Here is a 13,815-nt window from a genome sequence, read left to right as displayed (position 1 = left end):
TCCTTTTAGGCGTTCCAGGGATGAATAACAACGCCCTGTACAACGCGGTTCACAGTGCCGCTGGCAGAAGGCGTATCCGGTGTATTGCCGATATTGATGGATTGCGTCAAAGCAAAAACCTGGGCGTAGATCAGGAAGCAGAACGCCAATTCCATATCGATGAAAGAGCGTGCTGGTGGCAGCAGAATATGTGGGCCTGCTTCAATCACCTCATGGGTTTGTGCGGCAATCGCGACAACCCGCAATGCCTGCCGATCGCGGCGTAACTCTGCCAGCAGATCGAGATCGTATTGACGTGTATACGGATGGCTGGAAACAAAGACCACTACCAGCGTTTCGTTATCAACCAGCGACTTTGGACCGTGACGAAAGCCTGTCGGGGAGTCATAGAATGCGGCCAGTTTGCCTGCAGTCAGCTCCAGGACTTTCAGTGCCGATTCCCGCGCTGCTCCCTGTAATCCACCGCTACCGAGGTAAACGATCCGTTTCCAGGGTTCATTGCCAAATACACCGTCGCTGAAATCGCCCAGCGAAGTCAGAATCGTCTGGCATCGATCGGCCACGTCACGGAAGGTCTGGCTGTTGATTTTCTCTGGGGCAAATACTGCCAGGCAGCTGGCCATCATGGTGGTAATGCTGCTGGTCATCGCGAAGCCACGATCATGTGTCTCTGCGGGCATTAACAGAGCAAAGGCATTGTCGCTTGCAACTGCGTTTTGATAGAGGCTACCTGCTTCGTTGCAGGTGATCGGCAGGTGATAACACTCAGGCACAAACTGATTAGCCAGTTCCACTGCTGCAACGCTTTCAGGGCTGTTACCTGAGCGAGCGAAAGAAATGAGCAGCAGCGGATGTGCGGGATTCAGGTAATCCATCGGATTGGTGACCAGATCGGTGGTCGGCACAGCGCTGATATTTTTTCCGGTGTAGCTTGCCAGCCAGGGAGCGATGATGTCGCCAATGAATGCTGATGTTCCAGCCCCGGTCAGTATGATCCGCAGATCGTTTTTGCGCAGTAATGGCGCGAGAAAGCTGTCAATGGCAGATCGAATGTTGTCGATATTCGTAAGGGAACGGATCCAACTGGCAGGTTGTTGACGGATCTCTTCTTCGGTCCAGGTGCCCGTTACCGCGGTAACAGGGGTATAGGTTTCTGGCATAACTTAAGTCCTTAGTCTTGTAAATTCCACATAAGACGCTGGCGAGAATGTCGCTATCTTTCGTTTCGTTTCACTTGTTCATCTTGTCGATTGATTAAAATTTATAGAAAAGAAATCGAAAGATCAATAATCCAAAATGAAATAAAACGAAATTTGTGATCGTGAGAACGAAAGGTGTAGTTATCTTATTGATCTATAAGAAGTAGGCTTGTTGTAGGATGGTTAGATATTTACTCAAGCGAAAGGAAAAGAAAGGCCTTGCGATCGAAGACCGCAGGCCAATACGAGACAAAATGAAAGGTCAAAGGGGGAGAGCCTGACCCTGAATCCAGATCTGTTGTAAATGTAGCCCGCTATTGAGCGCGATCGCGTCTGCACGTTTTCCCACTGCTAACGATCCCAGTTGGCGATCGATACCCAACAGACGTGCGGGGTGGAGAGAGGCCATATGAATTGCCTCTTCTGCCGTTATCCCGGTGAGCTCGACCATATTACGTACGGCTGCGTCAACCGAGAGCGTGCTACCAGCCAGGCCACCGGAAGCGGTACGCACAATACCACTGTGCATTTCTACTTCCTCACCGCAGAGCGTATAGCGCCCGTCTGGCATTCCTGCAGCCTGCATGGCATCGGTGATCAGCACCAGCCTGTCTTTGGCGCAACAGCAGCAGAGCTTCATGGCCGCCGGGTGGACATGGTGTCCGTCAGCGATAAGTTCCAGCCAGGCGCGAGGGTCGGTTAACCCTACGCCAACCATTCCTGGCTCCCGATGATGTAAGCCGGTCATACCGTTGTAGCAGTGAACCAGTCCGTCAGCGCCGGCGTCAAAGGCTGCGCGGGTTTGTTCCCAGGTAGCTGCGCTGTGTCCCAACATCACCCGTACGTTGCGCTGCTTCAGATGTTCGATGGCCTGCAATGCACCGGGTTTTTCTGGTGCCAGCGCAACGACGCGCAATGTTTGCTGGGAAATCGCAATCAGTTCATCCAGTTCACTGAGTTCCAGTTCTCTGAAAAGCTCAGGCGGGTGCGCCCCTTTGTTCTGCGGCGTAAAGTACGGGCCTTCAAGATAACTGCCCAGCACCTGTGCGCCTGGCCCTCCGGAATGGTAGCGATGGGCGATACGCTCAAGCGCCTTGTGAATATCCGGTAATGGAGCGGTGACGGTAGTGGGTAGCCAGTTGGCTACCCCTTCACGTGCTTTGTGCATCGCCAGTTTGTCGAGTGTATCCGGTGCTTCATCCATCACATCGGCACCCGCGCCCCCGTGTACGTGGGTATCAATGTATGCCGGACAGAGCAGTTCAGCATCGCGGACCATAACGCCGGAAGGAATTGGCTCTATTGCCGCAATGATACCGTCTTCAATATGCAATTGATGATCGTCCAGCCAACCCTGTTCGGTCAGTAGACGTCTGGCGCGCAGTAGCAGTGTCATATCCCTTCCTCAACGGGCTTTTCCTCACGGCAGCGTCCCAGCTCGTCCACCAGGCTGGTTAAACCCCGGTGCCCGCACTCCAGCGCCTGCAAACGAAACGCTTCGCTGCTCAGGTCGTCGCGCTCCAGCACCATCTCCAGTAGCAGTTGTAGATTGGTACCGGTGATCACTTCAGTACCTTGCCTTTGCATGGCTAGTGTGGAAGCGACGCGAAATGGCGTTCCGCCCAACAAATCAGTCAGAAACACGATGTCTTGCTGCGCATCCAGTTCACCCACCGCCTGTTCAAGTTGTGAGGTGAGCAAGGCAGTGGTTGAGGTTTCCGGAAAGTCGATGGCAATGAACTGAGTCTGCTCACCCAGAATCTGTTTCATCGCTTTTTCCATTCCGCTGGCAAACCCGCCATGACCCGTCAAAATAATACCTAACATCTACAACCCCTTATATTTACAGGAAATGACAGAACTTACCTACGACGCCGAGCACCACGGTAATGGCGATAAGGCGCAGAGGACTCCAGCCACGGCGGACCAGCCAGAACATGGTTAATGTGTAGACCAGCGGCAAAAAAGCAGGCATCAGCTTGTCTATCACGTCTGTTTGCAGTTTCACTACCGCATCGCCAGCAGTGATTTCCAGCGTAGTGCTCAGGCGAACATAGGTCGCTACCAGCGCACCAATCACCGTCATCCCAACGATGGATGCCGCATGTCCAACCTTTTTGGTGTTAGCTTTAATCAGCGGAATGGCAGCAACGCCCATTCGATAAGCATAGTGTGCCAGCCCAAAGCGCAGACCAAGATGAACCACGTTGAACATAACAATAAAGACAACTGCGCCAAGAATAGAGCCTTGCAGCGCCAGACTGGCCCCGATACCGCCGCAAATAGGCAGTAACGTTAACCAGAACATGGCATCGCCGATGCCGCCAAGCGGCGCACCCACGGCAATCTTGGTGCTTTGAATACTGTTCACATCCTGCTTGGAGCGTTCCATCGCCAGGATAATCCCGATAACAAACGTGACCAGGAACGGGTGCGTGTTGAAGAAGCCCATATGGCCTTTCATCGAACGCGCCAGATCGCGCTTATTGGTATGGATCTTTTTCAGAGCAGGTAACAGGCCGTACAGCCATCCTGATGCCTGCATACGTTCGTAGTTAAAAGAGGCCTGCAACAGCATTGAACGCCAGGCAACACGGTTGATATCTTTTTTCGTCAGCTCGGCACCGATATTCTGGTCTTCGTAGACGTTTTCATTGGTGCCGGACAGCAGCGTTTCTTCGGTTTCGGAAACGTTCGGCAGAGCCGTTTGATTAGATGCCATCTTCGAATTCCTCTTTTTGTGCTGCGGGAGCTGTAGGTTCAGGTGATTTACGCAGAAAATCGATCAGCGCCATTGCCAGTGCTGCGGCGGCGATCGCCAGCACAGGGAGTTTGAGCCAGGCAGCTGCTACAAAACCCAGGATGAAGTAGGGGATATAGACGTTTTTCATCATGATTTTCAGCAGTACGGCGAAGCCGATAGCTGGCATGATGCCGCCTGCCACACCCAGGCCGTCAATCAGACGCGTCGGCAGAACATCTATCGCGGTTTTGGCATGTTCCGCGCCAAAGTAAATCGGCAGGAACGCGCATAAGAAGTAGAAGGTCCCCAACGCGAGCAACGCCAGATAGTTGACCCTCTCAATCCCGGCGGTATCGGCATTCGCTGCCATGCGATCGCAGCGAGCCATCACCCCGGACATCACAGAGAACAGGAAGGTAATCCCCATCTGTACTGCTACAGCGAACGGTACCGCCACACCTACGGCAACTTCAGGTTTCACTCCGGTCGTTATGGCAAACGTGGTTCCCACGATAGTGCCGATAATAACGTTTGGCGGTTGAGCTCCCGCTAGTGGGGCAAGACCCATCCACACCAGTTCCAGCGTGCCACCTGTTAAAATACCGGTATGCAGATCGCCCAGAATCAGGCCGACCAGCGGCCCGAGAACAACCGGGCGGTGCATGTGCGTTAACCCGTTGAACATATCCAGGCCTGCAATAAAGGCGAGAATACCCAACGCAAAAGCCTGCAACAGACTGATTTCCATTGTGAATCCCTCAGAGAAGTTTATAGAGGTCCTGGGCGGGTTCTGTTGGAACGCCCTGAACGAAGCATTCCACTCCAGCGGCTTTGAGCCCGTTGAACGCCGTAATATCGGCAGCGTCTACAGAAACCGTTTTGGCGATTTGTTGCTTGCCGTTGGCGTAGTGCATATTGCCAACGTTGATACGGTTAACAGGAACACCGCCTTCGACCAGACGGAAGAAATCCGCAGGCGATTTGCAGACCAGCAGAATTTTCTGGCGATCGGCGGCACGGTGAATATTGTCGATCACTTTTTGTAGTGACCAGAAGCGTACGGCGATCCCTTCTGCCAGTACCATTTCCATCAGGTTTTGCTGCACTGGATCTTCAGCCACCTCATCATTAGCGACCAGCACCAGGTTTGCCCCCGCAAACCCGACCCATTGCACACCAACCTGACCGTGAATCAGACGTTCATCAATGCGACTTAATACAATGTTTGGCATGGTATTTTTCTCTTTTTTGTTATGCGTTACGATCTGGAGCACCCAGGCAGGCGCAGTGATATTGCTGCAGTATGTCCTGAATATGGTTAATGATGAGTTCTCGCGGCGTGGCGCTGAGATCTCCCTCGCGCACTTTTACGTACTGCAAGGGTAAATACTGGCTAATCAGCGGTAGTGGAATGGGGTCGTCCGCCAGGTTACGTACCAGACGTTCAAATGCTTCATCAATCTGGCTGTCCGGCCAGTAGTAACGAACCCGATCAGAGTAGCTGTATCCACGGGCCAGACGGCGTGCGTTGCCATCACCGTGATAATGGCTCTGCCAGTACTCTGGTCTATCAAGCATTACGCTTTCCAGCACATGTCGCAGGCCCGAGCTGGCTTTTGCAGGCAGCAATTCTTCTTCAATGGCCGCTAACGAAAACAGCGCTTCGCGCAGGGCGAAGGTAAGCGCGGGTCCCACTTTCAGAATAGCGAAGTGGTCTATCACCAGTTGGCGCAAGGACTGTGGCGTTTGGTAATCGGTAGAATGCGCTTCAAAAACCAGCGTGTCGTAGTCTTCCACCATTTTGCTGAGTGCCACGGCTTTCTGCGGTTGATAATCAATGATGTGCGTGTGGTCGAATTCAACGCCAGGTTGCACGACCAGGGCGATAATACGTGCCCATATACCTTCCAGCCCCCGCTTTTCAAAGGCGTGATAGTGGGCCTGCAGCGTTGCACGTGCGGCATCTGGCGTTGTTACCGCCAGTTCGGTTAACGCTTCGTGTGCGCCACCAGGAACCGGAACTTCTGTGCCAATCACATAGACCAGGTCAGACTCGCCAAAATGTGCCATACAGGTTTCTTCGGCGACTTTGGCCAGGCGTGCGGCGCGCTCAGCGACGATTTCATCCGTCAGTGGAACCGGGTCGTTGGCACAAGACATGCTGCAATCGAGGTGGATTTTTTTAAAGCCTGCGGCGACATAGCTCTTGATCAGATCGTCAGCATTGGCCATTGCCTGTTCCGCAGGCAGATTTTGCCAACGGTTTGGCCCGAGATGGTCTCCGCCGAGAATCAGCATATCCTGAGAAAAATCAAGCGAGTCAGCTAATCGGCAGACAAAACTGCGAAAATCGGCTGGCGTCATACCTGTATAACCGCCAAACTGGTCAACCTGATTAGAGGTTGCTTCGATCAACAGCGGTGTATGATTGGCATGGGCGTAGCGTATTGCGGCTTCCAGTACGATTGGATGCGCGGAACAAACGGCATAAATCCCGTTTGCCTTCCCCCGTTTATGCTGCTCGACCATTTTAGTTAGATGTTTCACTTTCCTCTCCAGGTCAGATTACTGCGACATCAATCTTTCGTTTTGTTTCATTTAATACTGCATCATGGTGTTATAAAAATAAAACGAAAGATAATAGTTTTCCGATCTGTTTCACAAAAGAAACGCAATGAAAGGTTTCAGCGTAAGTTCGTCCGGCTCTTCCCTGCTTGCGGGGCTTGCATTCGCGTAAAAGAAAGGCGTTAATAGACAAAACGAAATAAAACGAAAGGTTCAACTAAAGGATTTCTTATGAGTAACACCGAGTCCTCTGCAGACAAGCGCGTTATTGGCACCAGCGAAAGACGTGAGCAGATCATCCAGCGGTTACGGCAGCAGGGAAGCGTTCAGGTTAACGATCTCTCCTTATTTTTTGGCGTCTCCACGGTCACTATTCGCAACGACCTCGCTTTTCTGGAAAAGCAGGGGATTGCGGTACGTGCCTATGGCGGAGCGCTGATTTGCGAAAGCAATGCGCCTGTTGTGGAGCCTTCTGTTGAAGATAAGAGTTCACTTAATACGGCAGTAAAACGCAGTATTGCCAGAGCCGCCGCAGAGCTGATTCAACCGGGACACCGCGTGATCCTTGACTCCGGTACCACGACCTATGAAATTGCCCGCCTGATGCGCCAGCATACTAATGTCATTGCTATGACCAACGGTATGAATGTCGCCAATGCGCTACTGGAAGCCGAAGGGGTTGAGCTGCTGATGACCGGCGGTCATTTGCGTCGTCAGTCACAATCGTTTTATGGCGATCAGGCTGAGCAGTCGCTACAAAATTATCACTTCGACATGCTGTTTCTTGGCGTTGATGCTATTGATTTAGAGCGTGGTGTTAGTACGCACAACGAAGATGAAGCGCGTCTCAACCGTCGGATGTGTGAAGTGGCTGAACGTATTATTGTTGTTACCGACTCGACGAAGTTTAACCGCTCCAGCCTGCATAAGATCATTGATACCCAGAGGATCCATACCATCATTGTTGATGAAGGTATCCCAGAGGAAAGTTTGCAGGAACTACGCCGCAGCGGTGTTGAAGTGATCATTGTTGAGTAGTCCCGCTCTAAAATTCAAAAATGTGATCCCATTCAATTAAACAAAAACAAACCATAAGCGAGCTTTTTTAGTAGCTCGCTTTCGTTTTTTTGCATGCTTCCCGTCTCTTTCTCGCATCTTACCCGCTTTGAGTCTTTTCATTTTTTCGGTTTTCTTCGTTTCGGTTTGCTAAAACGAAAGAAAATAGTCAGTTTTGGTTAAATTAAACGCTGAGTCTGTGCGCACAAATTCACCTTATTGCTTCTGATGTAATATATTCAAAAGAAAACGAAAGTGCTAAAGCGCTAAAACAAAACAACATGAATATTTGATGGAGCAATAGAAATGCTGGATAACTTAAGACGTCGCGAGCAAATAATTGATCTGCTGTGCGATCAGGGTAGCGTTCGTGTCGAGCCACTGAGCGTCCATTTTGGTGTGTCATCGGTCACGATCCGCAACGACTTACGTTATCTGGAGCAGAAAGGATGCGTCATGCGCTCCTACGGCGGGGCGGTTCTCAATCAGCACTTTGCCCTTGACCGGCCTTTGCAGGATAAGGACCGGCTGAATCGCGATGTGAAAACGCGTATTGCCGAAAAAGCAGCCAGCTTTGTGAAAGATGGTGACACGTTAATCCTCGATTCCGGTTCGACCACCACGCTCATTCCTCCAATGTTAAAGAATCGCCGCGATCTGGTGGTGATGACCAATGCGCTCAACATTGCGTGGGAACTGGCGAATTTTGAGCGCGTAGACGTCATGATCCTGGGAGGGAACGTCAGGCAAAGCGTCTATTCATTGTATGGCCCTTCAGCAGAACACCAGCTCAGACAATACCGGTTTGATAAGCTTTTTTTGGGCGTTGATGGATTCTGCCTGGAAGCGGGGATTACCACGCCACATCCGGGAGAAGCACATCTGAATCAGGTAATGTGTGAGGTTGCACAGGAGGTCACGGTAGTCGCTGACTCCAGCAAGTTTGGCCGCAAAAGTTTCTGTATGATTAGCGAAATCAGCGGGATTGACCGGGTGATTACCGACAGCGGTATCCCTGAAAATTATCACCGGACGTTAATCCAGCTTGGGGTGGATGTGGTGATTGCGGATGAATAACTGAAACTGCTGGCGAGATTTTCTCGCCAGCAGTGTTTTAGTGGGTCAGCGTACCCTGTTCAACCAGCAGCAATGCGGCACCGCGAACCCCGCTGGATGCACCATGGATGGCCGGGAATACGCGGGCAGGCTCTAATCCCGGGAACAAGTAACGTGACATGGCCTGCGGCAGCAACGTATAAATTTCCTCGATGTTGGAAACTCCACCGCCGAGAACAAAAGCATCGACATCCAGAATCAACTGCAATTGCGCCAGCGTACAACCCAACATATCAATCCATGCTTCTATGGTTGTAACGGCGCTGACATTGCCATGACGATAATGCTCCAGCAGGGTCTCCATTTTGAGTTGTTCTCCACTGAAGTGTTTGTGGAGCCACAGTAAACCAGGACCGGATTGATAGCGTTCCAGACACCCTTGTAAGCCACAGCCGCACTTCAACTCCGGCAAGTGATAACGACGCATAAACGTTGCCGGAAGCGGTAAATGGCCGAACTCACTGGCCATTCGGTTGCGACCCCGATACAACTGACCGTCAATGACTAACCCTCCACCCATGCCGGTGCCAATAATGGCACCAAAAATTCGGGAGAACTGGCGAGCCTGCTGGGTATGGGCTTCCGAGAGTGCAAAACAGCAGCAGTCATTGTCCAGTTCAACCGAACGATTGAGGCGGTGGGCCAGATCGTTCATCACCTGGCGTCCTGTGAGGCAAGGCACGTTAGATGACAGTAATTTTCCGGTATGTCTGTCCATAAGACCGGGCATGCCGATGCCAATTTTTCCTTGCGTTCCAGTCGCCCAGTCGGCGGTATCAATAAGTGAAGTAAAGGTCGAAAGAAAGAGTTCATAATCCTGCACTGGCGTGGCGACGCGCTTACGCCAGCAAACCTGCATTTCCTTATCAAAAGCGACAATTTCAGTTTTGGTTCCACCAATATCAACACCGTAAAACATGCCTCATCTCCTCCGGCTTCACAGCGTAACCAGACAGTTTTCCTTGCGAGCGCGCTCTGCGGCAAAGACCATTAAGTGACTTTCCAGTGATTCATCCGGGCCAGAAAGGATCATATTTTGATCGTTGGCCATCACTGCGTGGATGAAGCGATCCATCAGGTAGTAATCGCCACCACCATGCCCCCCCATCTGGGTTTGTGTGCCAGCGGCGATCTCCTCGATCTGATGCACTGTTTCTTTGTCTGTCAGGAAATCAAACACCCGGATCTGCTCGCCATCGCCTTCCAGATAACCTCTGGTACCAAACAGGCGCGTTTTTCGATCTTCCATTTTGGTAAACGCGGTCATGGTAAAGGTCACTGTCTGCTGGTGGGCAAAACGTAAGTTAACAATCTGATGATCCACCACATCATTATCACAACGATAAACGCAACGACCATAAGGCCCATCGCGCAGCGCCTGGCGAACATTCTCTTCGCTAGGATCTGCAGTCAGCACCCGACGGAAGTGTGGAGTGCATTTGTGGTTTTCACCCAGATAAATTTTGCAGGCAGACCAGGGACAGGTTGATTCAACCTGACAATCAAGGCAGCGGTCGGCGGCACCAGCAGGCTGATTCTCTTTCACAAAGTGACTCAGGCTACCAAATGATCCTACGTCCTGGCAGTTGTCGCTCATGATGTAGCGGATCCAGTCCAAATCATGACAGGATTTCTGTAACAACATAAATGACGATTCTGCTTCATTGCGCCAGTTACCACGTACAAACGAGTGCGCCTGATGCCAGTAACCTACGGGTTCGAGATGCTGCATGCTGACAATATCGCCAATTACGCCATCATCAAGCAGTGATTTCAGCTTTTGCGTATAGCGGGTGTAACGCAGGACGTGCGCGACGGCCAGTAATACGTTGTTGCGTTTGACCGCATCAATAATGATCCGGCAATCTTCTGGCGTAGGGGCGAGCGGTTTTTCCAGCAGAATGTGATAGCCGAGATTAGCAAACGCCACGGCAGGATCTTTGTGCATACTATCCTGCGTGCAAATAAGTACCACATCGGCCATTTTGGGTTGGGCCGCAGCTTCTTGCCAGTCGCAAAACACGTTATTTGGGTCAATCTTATGCTGTGCGACAAACTGCTGGCGGTATGCCTCTCTGGGCTCGGCAACGCCTACCACCTGCATTCTGTCTGGATGTTCAAGCGCATAGCGAGAATATATTTCTCCGCGCGCACCAGCCCCTACCACTAATACGGTCACTTTATTCGCACACATATAAACCTCTCATTTTTCACTTAGCCTGAATAACGGTCAGGCCAAATTTTCTTCATGTTTTTTATCAAACAAAAAGGCGGCATCCAGATTAAATTTCACTTTGATAGATTCACCGGGAAGTGGGGTCCAGTCGGGTGAGGAGTTAATACGTAAGATCATATGTTGCTCACCAATATCAAAATGCAGAAGGTCTTCGTTGCCCATCCTTTCTACGTTGGTAATGTGCGCATCGAACGCAGAGGCATCATGCTGCGAGGCTAACTGAATGGCCTCTGAGCGGATGCCAAACCAGACGCTGGAGTGCGGATATTGCTCCAGTAGGTTACTCAAGCGCGTATTTAATGGCAGGATTAAATTATCAGCCAGGCGCAGGCCACGAGTGCTGGGGTCAATATCAAGCAGCATAATATTCATTGCCGGATTACCAATAAAACCAGCAACAAATTTGTTCCTGGGGTGATGGTAAATATTCCCTGGGGTATCCACCTGCATAATACGACCGCCATTTAGAACGCAAATCCTGTCTCCCATCGTCATTGCTTCAATCTGATCGTGCGTGACGTACACCATGGTTGCGCTCACGCCTTCGTGACGCAGTTGTCGATGCAGTTCTGTCAGCCGCACGCGCATTGAAACACGCAGTTTTGCATCCAGGTTGGACAGCGGCTCATCAAACAAAAAAACGTCTGGCTTACGCACGATGGCCCTGCCAACGGCTACTCGCTGGCATTGACCGCCTGAAAGCTGACCGGGCTTTTTGTCGAGCAATGTTTCGATTTCCAGCTTGTGTGCAGCTTCCCGGACGCGGATATCAATCTCTTCTTTGCTCATTTTCCCTAACAGACTGAATGCCATATTTTTATAAATCGTCATGTGGGGATAGAGGGCATAATTCTGGAAGACCATGGCAACGCCTCGCTCCTTTGGTAGCAGGTCGTTGACGCACTTCTCTCCGATTGCGATATGGCCATGAGTGATATCTTCCAGACCTGCAATCATGCGTAGCAGCGTTGATTTGGCGCAGCCTGATGGCCCGACAAACACCATGAATTCGCCGTCGTGGATTTCAAGATCAACGCCATGGATCGCCTGAAAGCCATTGGGATAGACTTTGCTTACTGCCTGTAATTGAATACCTGACATAACACTGCCCCTTATCCTTTAATTCCGGCACCAGCGATGCCGCGAATAAAATAGCGCTGGAAGAAGATATAAAGTAACAACATCGGGATAATCGCCAGCAATGCGCCCGCCATTAACATCGGATATTCCACGCCTGAACGGCCAGAAAGTGAGGCTAATCCTACTGGTAATGTCATTTTATCCATGGAGGTGTTGACGATCAGTGGCCACATTAAATTATTCCAGCTCCACAGTCCGTTAATAATGACGCAGGCAATCAGTCCCGGTTTAATTAATGGCAGCATAATTTTGAAGAAAATAGTCAGATGGTTATACCCATCCATAATGGCTGCCTCTTCCAGTTCTTTAGGTACTGACAGAAAAAACTGACGTAATAAAAAGGCGCTATATATGCTGAATAAACCCGGTAACACCAGTCCAGGAATTGAGTTCAGCAAACCGATTTTTTCAACGGTTAAAAACTGTGGGATTAAAAAGATCTGACCGGGCACCATCAGAATTGAAATACACAGCATAAACAGGACATCTCGTCCTTTGAAACGCAGTCGGGAGAAACCGTACGCTGCCATTGCCGCAATCAGCGTCTGCAAAATGATGATGACCAGCGTGGAGACGATCGAGTTAAAGTAAAAGCTGCCAAAAGGCATTTCATGCAAGATTTTACCGTAAGCCTGAAACCCTGGGTTGGCGGGTAGCAGTATCGGCGGAAAGGCGATGCTTTCTGCCTGGGTTTTAAAAGAGGTGATGATCATCCAGATAAACGGAACCACCGTTACCAGCGTCGCGAGGATCATCAGGCCGTAAATTAGCCATTTTTCACGTTTTGTCATGAGCATCGTGGTGCCTCACTGTGCTTTAAGTCGTTTACCAATCCATATTTGCAGCAGCGTCAGGACCATCGTGATAACGAAAATCACCACGGCGATTGCTGAGGCATACCCTTTTTCATGGTAGATAAAGGCGTATTTATAGAAGAGATAGGCGATGGTCATCGTCTGATCGTCCACCATGGATGAACTGCCAAACAGCAGATAAACCACATCGAAAATTTGCAGCGTTTCGATAAAAGAGATCACCAGTACGAAAAACAGCGTTGGGATCATTAGCGGTAAGGTAATAGACCAGAATCCACGCAATTTGCTGATTCCATCCAGCGACATCGCTTCATAAATTTGTTTGGGGATCCCCTGCAATCCAGCGAGCAGAATGATCATCTTCAACGCAATAGCCGACCAGATGATAACCAACGAGGCGCTCAGGCGGACGACATCGGGATCGGATAACCAACCGATGGACGGAAGATCGAAAAAAGCCAGGATCTGATTAATTAAGCCGAAGTTTCGGTTCATCAACCACTGCCAGACCATAGCAATGGCCGCAGGCATAGTGACAGCGGGTAGAAATAACAGCGTGCGAAACAACCACTGACCGCGAATCGCCTGATTCAGGCCAATTGCGAGCAGTAATGACAAAACGGTGATTATCGGTACGCAAATAAAAACATAGGCCAGGGTGTTATATATTGCTGAACGAAACTCATCATCGCTGAATAAATTAATATAGTTATCTAAGCTGATCGTCGTCCAGATCTGAAACTCGCCCAGGTCGGTGAAACTATAAAAAACGTTCTGGAAGAATGGAGTAAAGTAAAAAACAATTAACCCCGCCAGTAACGGCATAATCATTATCCATCCCCAGAAGCGTTCTTCTTTTTCCAGCTTGGTCAGGGATTTTTTGTGCACTTCCCTGGCTGGTAATTGTGGGGATGCAGCTTCATCTGAATAGCTCATACAGACTCC

At 50.4% G+C, this 13,815-nt stretch carries 14 protein-coding genes; 2 read left to right on the top strand and 12 right to left on the bottom strand.

Translation table 11 applies throughout. The features are described 5' to 3' along the window. Positions 1-5: 5 nt before the first annotated feature. From BZK40_RS15890 to kbaZ, 7 genes are all read right to left on the bottom strand, one after another. Positions 6-1,160, bottom strand: a complete 1,155-nt coding sequence (locus BZK40_RS15890; protein ID WP_008785901.1) for an AgaS family sugar isomerase — start codon at positions 1,158-1,160, stop codon at positions 6-8. A gap of 301 nt (positions 1,161-1,461) precedes the next feature. Then, positions 1,462-2,595, bottom strand: coding sequence for an N-acetylglucosamine-6-phosphate deacetylase (gene nagA, locus BZK40_RS15885; RefSeq protein WP_079934948.1), 1,134 nt, complete (start codon positions 2,593-2,595; stop codon positions 1,462-1,464). After that, positions 2,592-3,026, bottom strand: coding sequence for a PTS galactosamine/N-acetylgalactosamine transporter subunit IIA (gene agaF, locus BZK40_RS15880; RefSeq protein WP_008785899.1), 435 nt, complete (start codon positions 3,024-3,026; stop codon positions 2,592-2,594). Before agaF ends, nagA begins: the two co-directional genes overlap by 4 nt. A gap of 16 nt (positions 3,027-3,042) precedes the next feature. Continuing rightward, the gene (gene agaE / locus BZK40_RS15875; protein ID WP_003024929.1) at positions 3,043-3,921 is read right to left on the bottom strand and encodes a PTS N-acetylgalactosamine transporter subunit IID; all 879 of its coding nucleotides are present in this window, start codon (positions 3,919-3,921) and stop codon (positions 3,043-3,045) included. After that, positions 3,911-4,690 carry a PTS N-acetylgalactosamine transporter subunit IIC gene (gene agaW, locus BZK40_RS15870; RefSeq protein ID WP_003839998.1) on the bottom strand — a complete coding sequence of 260 codons (780 nt, stop codon included), beginning with the start codon at positions 4,688-4,690 and terminating at the stop codon, positions 3,911-3,913. The genes agaE and agaW overlap by 11 nt, the downstream gene beginning before the upstream one ends. Positions 4,691-4,700: 10 nt before the next feature. Next, a complete protein-coding gene (gene agaV, locus BZK40_RS15865) occupies positions 4,701-5,174 on the bottom strand; it encodes a PTS N-acetylgalactosamine transporter subunit IIB (protein ID WP_003024925.1) in 474 nt (157 codons plus the stop codon). A 19-nt stretch (positions 5,175-5,193) separates the two neighbouring features. After that, positions 5,194-6,489, bottom strand: a complete 1,296-nt coding sequence (kbaZ, locus tag BZK40_RS15860; RefSeq protein WP_020996349.1) for a tagatose-bisphosphate aldolase subunit KbaZ — start codon at positions 6,487-6,489, stop codon at positions 5,194-5,196. A 249-nt stretch (positions 6,490-6,738) separates the two neighbouring features. On the opposite strand from kbaZ, the gene BZK40_RS15850 reads away from it, so the two are divergent. Both BZK40_RS15850 and agaR read left to right on the top strand, forming a co-directional pair. Continuing rightward, positions 6,739-7,545: a DeoR family transcriptional regulator gene (locus BZK40_RS15850; RefSeq protein ID WP_003024922.1), complete on the top strand. Its 807-nt coding sequence runs from the start codon at positions 6,739-6,741 to the stop codon at positions 7,543-7,545. Positions 7,546-7,869: 324 nt separating this feature from the next. After that, positions 7,870-8,640 carry a transcriptional repressor AgaR gene (agaR, locus tag BZK40_RS15845; protein ID WP_003024920.1) on the top strand — a complete coding sequence of 257 codons (771 nt, stop codon included), beginning with the start codon at positions 7,870-7,872 and terminating at the stop codon, positions 8,638-8,640. Positions 8,641-8,677: 37 nt separating this feature from the next. Here agaR and BZK40_RS15840 read toward each other — a convergent pair whose 3' ends face one another. Genes BZK40_RS15840 through BZK40_RS15820 form a run of 5 tightly spaced genes read right to left on the bottom strand, consistent with a single transcriptional unit; the run spans position 8,678 to position 13,806 of the window. Beyond that, the gene (locus BZK40_RS15840; RefSeq protein ID WP_079934947.1) at positions 8,678-9,598 is read right to left on the bottom strand and encodes an ROK family protein; all 921 of its coding nucleotides are present in this window, start codon (positions 9,596-9,598) and stop codon (positions 8,678-8,680) included. Between the two features lie 18 nt (positions 9,599-9,616). Beyond that, positions 9,617-10,873 carry a Gfo/Idh/MocA family protein gene (locus BZK40_RS15835; protein WP_079934946.1) on the bottom strand — a complete coding sequence of 419 codons (1,257 nt, stop codon included), beginning with the start codon at positions 10,871-10,873 and terminating at the stop codon, positions 9,617-9,619. A gap of 36 nt (positions 10,874-10,909) precedes the next feature. Beyond that, positions 10,910-12,016, bottom strand: a complete 1,107-nt coding sequence (locus BZK40_RS15830; protein WP_008785894.1) for an ABC transporter ATP-binding protein — start codon at positions 12,014-12,016, stop codon at positions 10,910-10,912. Between the two features lie 11 nt (positions 12,017-12,027). Next, entirely contained in the window at positions 12,028-12,852 is an 825-nt protein-coding gene (locus tag BZK40_RS15825; protein ID WP_079934945.1) for a carbohydrate ABC transporter permease, read from the bottom strand. 9 nt (positions 12,853-12,861) lie between these two features. After that, positions 12,862-13,806, bottom strand: a complete 945-nt coding sequence (locus BZK40_RS15820) for a carbohydrate ABC transporter permease (protein ID WP_079934944.1) — start codon at positions 13,804-13,806, stop codon at positions 12,862-12,864. Positions 13,807-13,815: the final 9 nt, after the last annotated feature.

It is taken from the genome of Citrobacter portucalensis (assembly GCF_002042885.1).
Classification (GTDB): Bacteria; Pseudomonadota; Gammaproteobacteria; order Enterobacterales; family Enterobacteriaceae; genus Citrobacter; species Citrobacter portucalensis.
Note: the sequence above shows the minus strand (reverse complement) of the source record. Positions and strands in the feature narration are given on the sequence as shown.

Bases quoted from the DNA above. Each gene is read 5' to 3' on its own strand.
- BZK40_RS15890 (WP_008785901.1), bottom strand. From the start codon at position 1,160: ATGCCAGAAACCTATACCCCTGTTACCGCGGTAACGGGCACCTGGACC.
- nagA (WP_079934948.1), bottom strand. From the start codon at position 2,595: ATGACACTGCTACTGCGCGCCAGACGTCTACTGACCGAACAGGGTTGG.
- agaF (WP_008785899.1), bottom strand. From the start codon at position 3,026: ATGTTAGGTATTATTTTGACGGGTCATGGCGGGTTTGCCAGCGGAATG.
- agaE (WP_003024929.1), bottom strand. From the start codon at position 3,921: ATGGCATCTAATCAAACGGCTCTGCCGAACGTTTCCGAAACCGAAGAA.
- agaW (WP_003839998.1), bottom strand. From the start codon at position 4,690: ATGGAAATCAGTCTGTTGCAGGCTTTTGCGTTGGGTATTCTCGCCTTT.
- agaV (WP_003024925.1), bottom strand. From the start codon at position 5,174: ATGCCAAACATTGTATTAAGTCGCATTGATGAACGTCTGATTCACGGT.
- BZK40_RS15850 (WP_003024922.1), top strand. From the start codon at position 6,739: ATGAGTAACACCGAGTCCTCTGCAGACAAGCGCGTTATTGGCACCAGC.
- agaR (WP_003024920.1), top strand. From the start codon at position 7,870: ATGCTGGATAACTTAAGACGTCGCGAGCAAATAATTGATCTGCTGTGC.
- BZK40_RS15840 (WP_079934947.1), bottom strand. From the start codon at position 9,598: ATGTTTTACGGTGTTGATATTGGTGGAACCAAAACTGAAATTGTCGCT.
- BZK40_RS15835 (WP_079934946.1), bottom strand. From the start codon at position 10,873: ATGTGTGCGAATAAAGTGACCGTATTAGTGGTAGGGGCTGGTGCGCGC.
- BZK40_RS15830 (WP_008785894.1), bottom strand. From the start codon at position 12,016: ATGTCAGGTATTCAATTACAGGCAGTAAGCAAAGTCTATCCCAATGGC.
- BZK40_RS15825 (WP_079934945.1), bottom strand. From the start codon at position 12,852: ATGCTCATGACAAAACGTGAAAAATGGCTAATTTACGGCCTGATGATC.
- BZK40_RS15820 (WP_079934944.1), bottom strand. From the start codon at position 13,806: ATGAGCTATTCAGATGAAGCTGCATCCCCACAATTACCAGCCAGGGAA.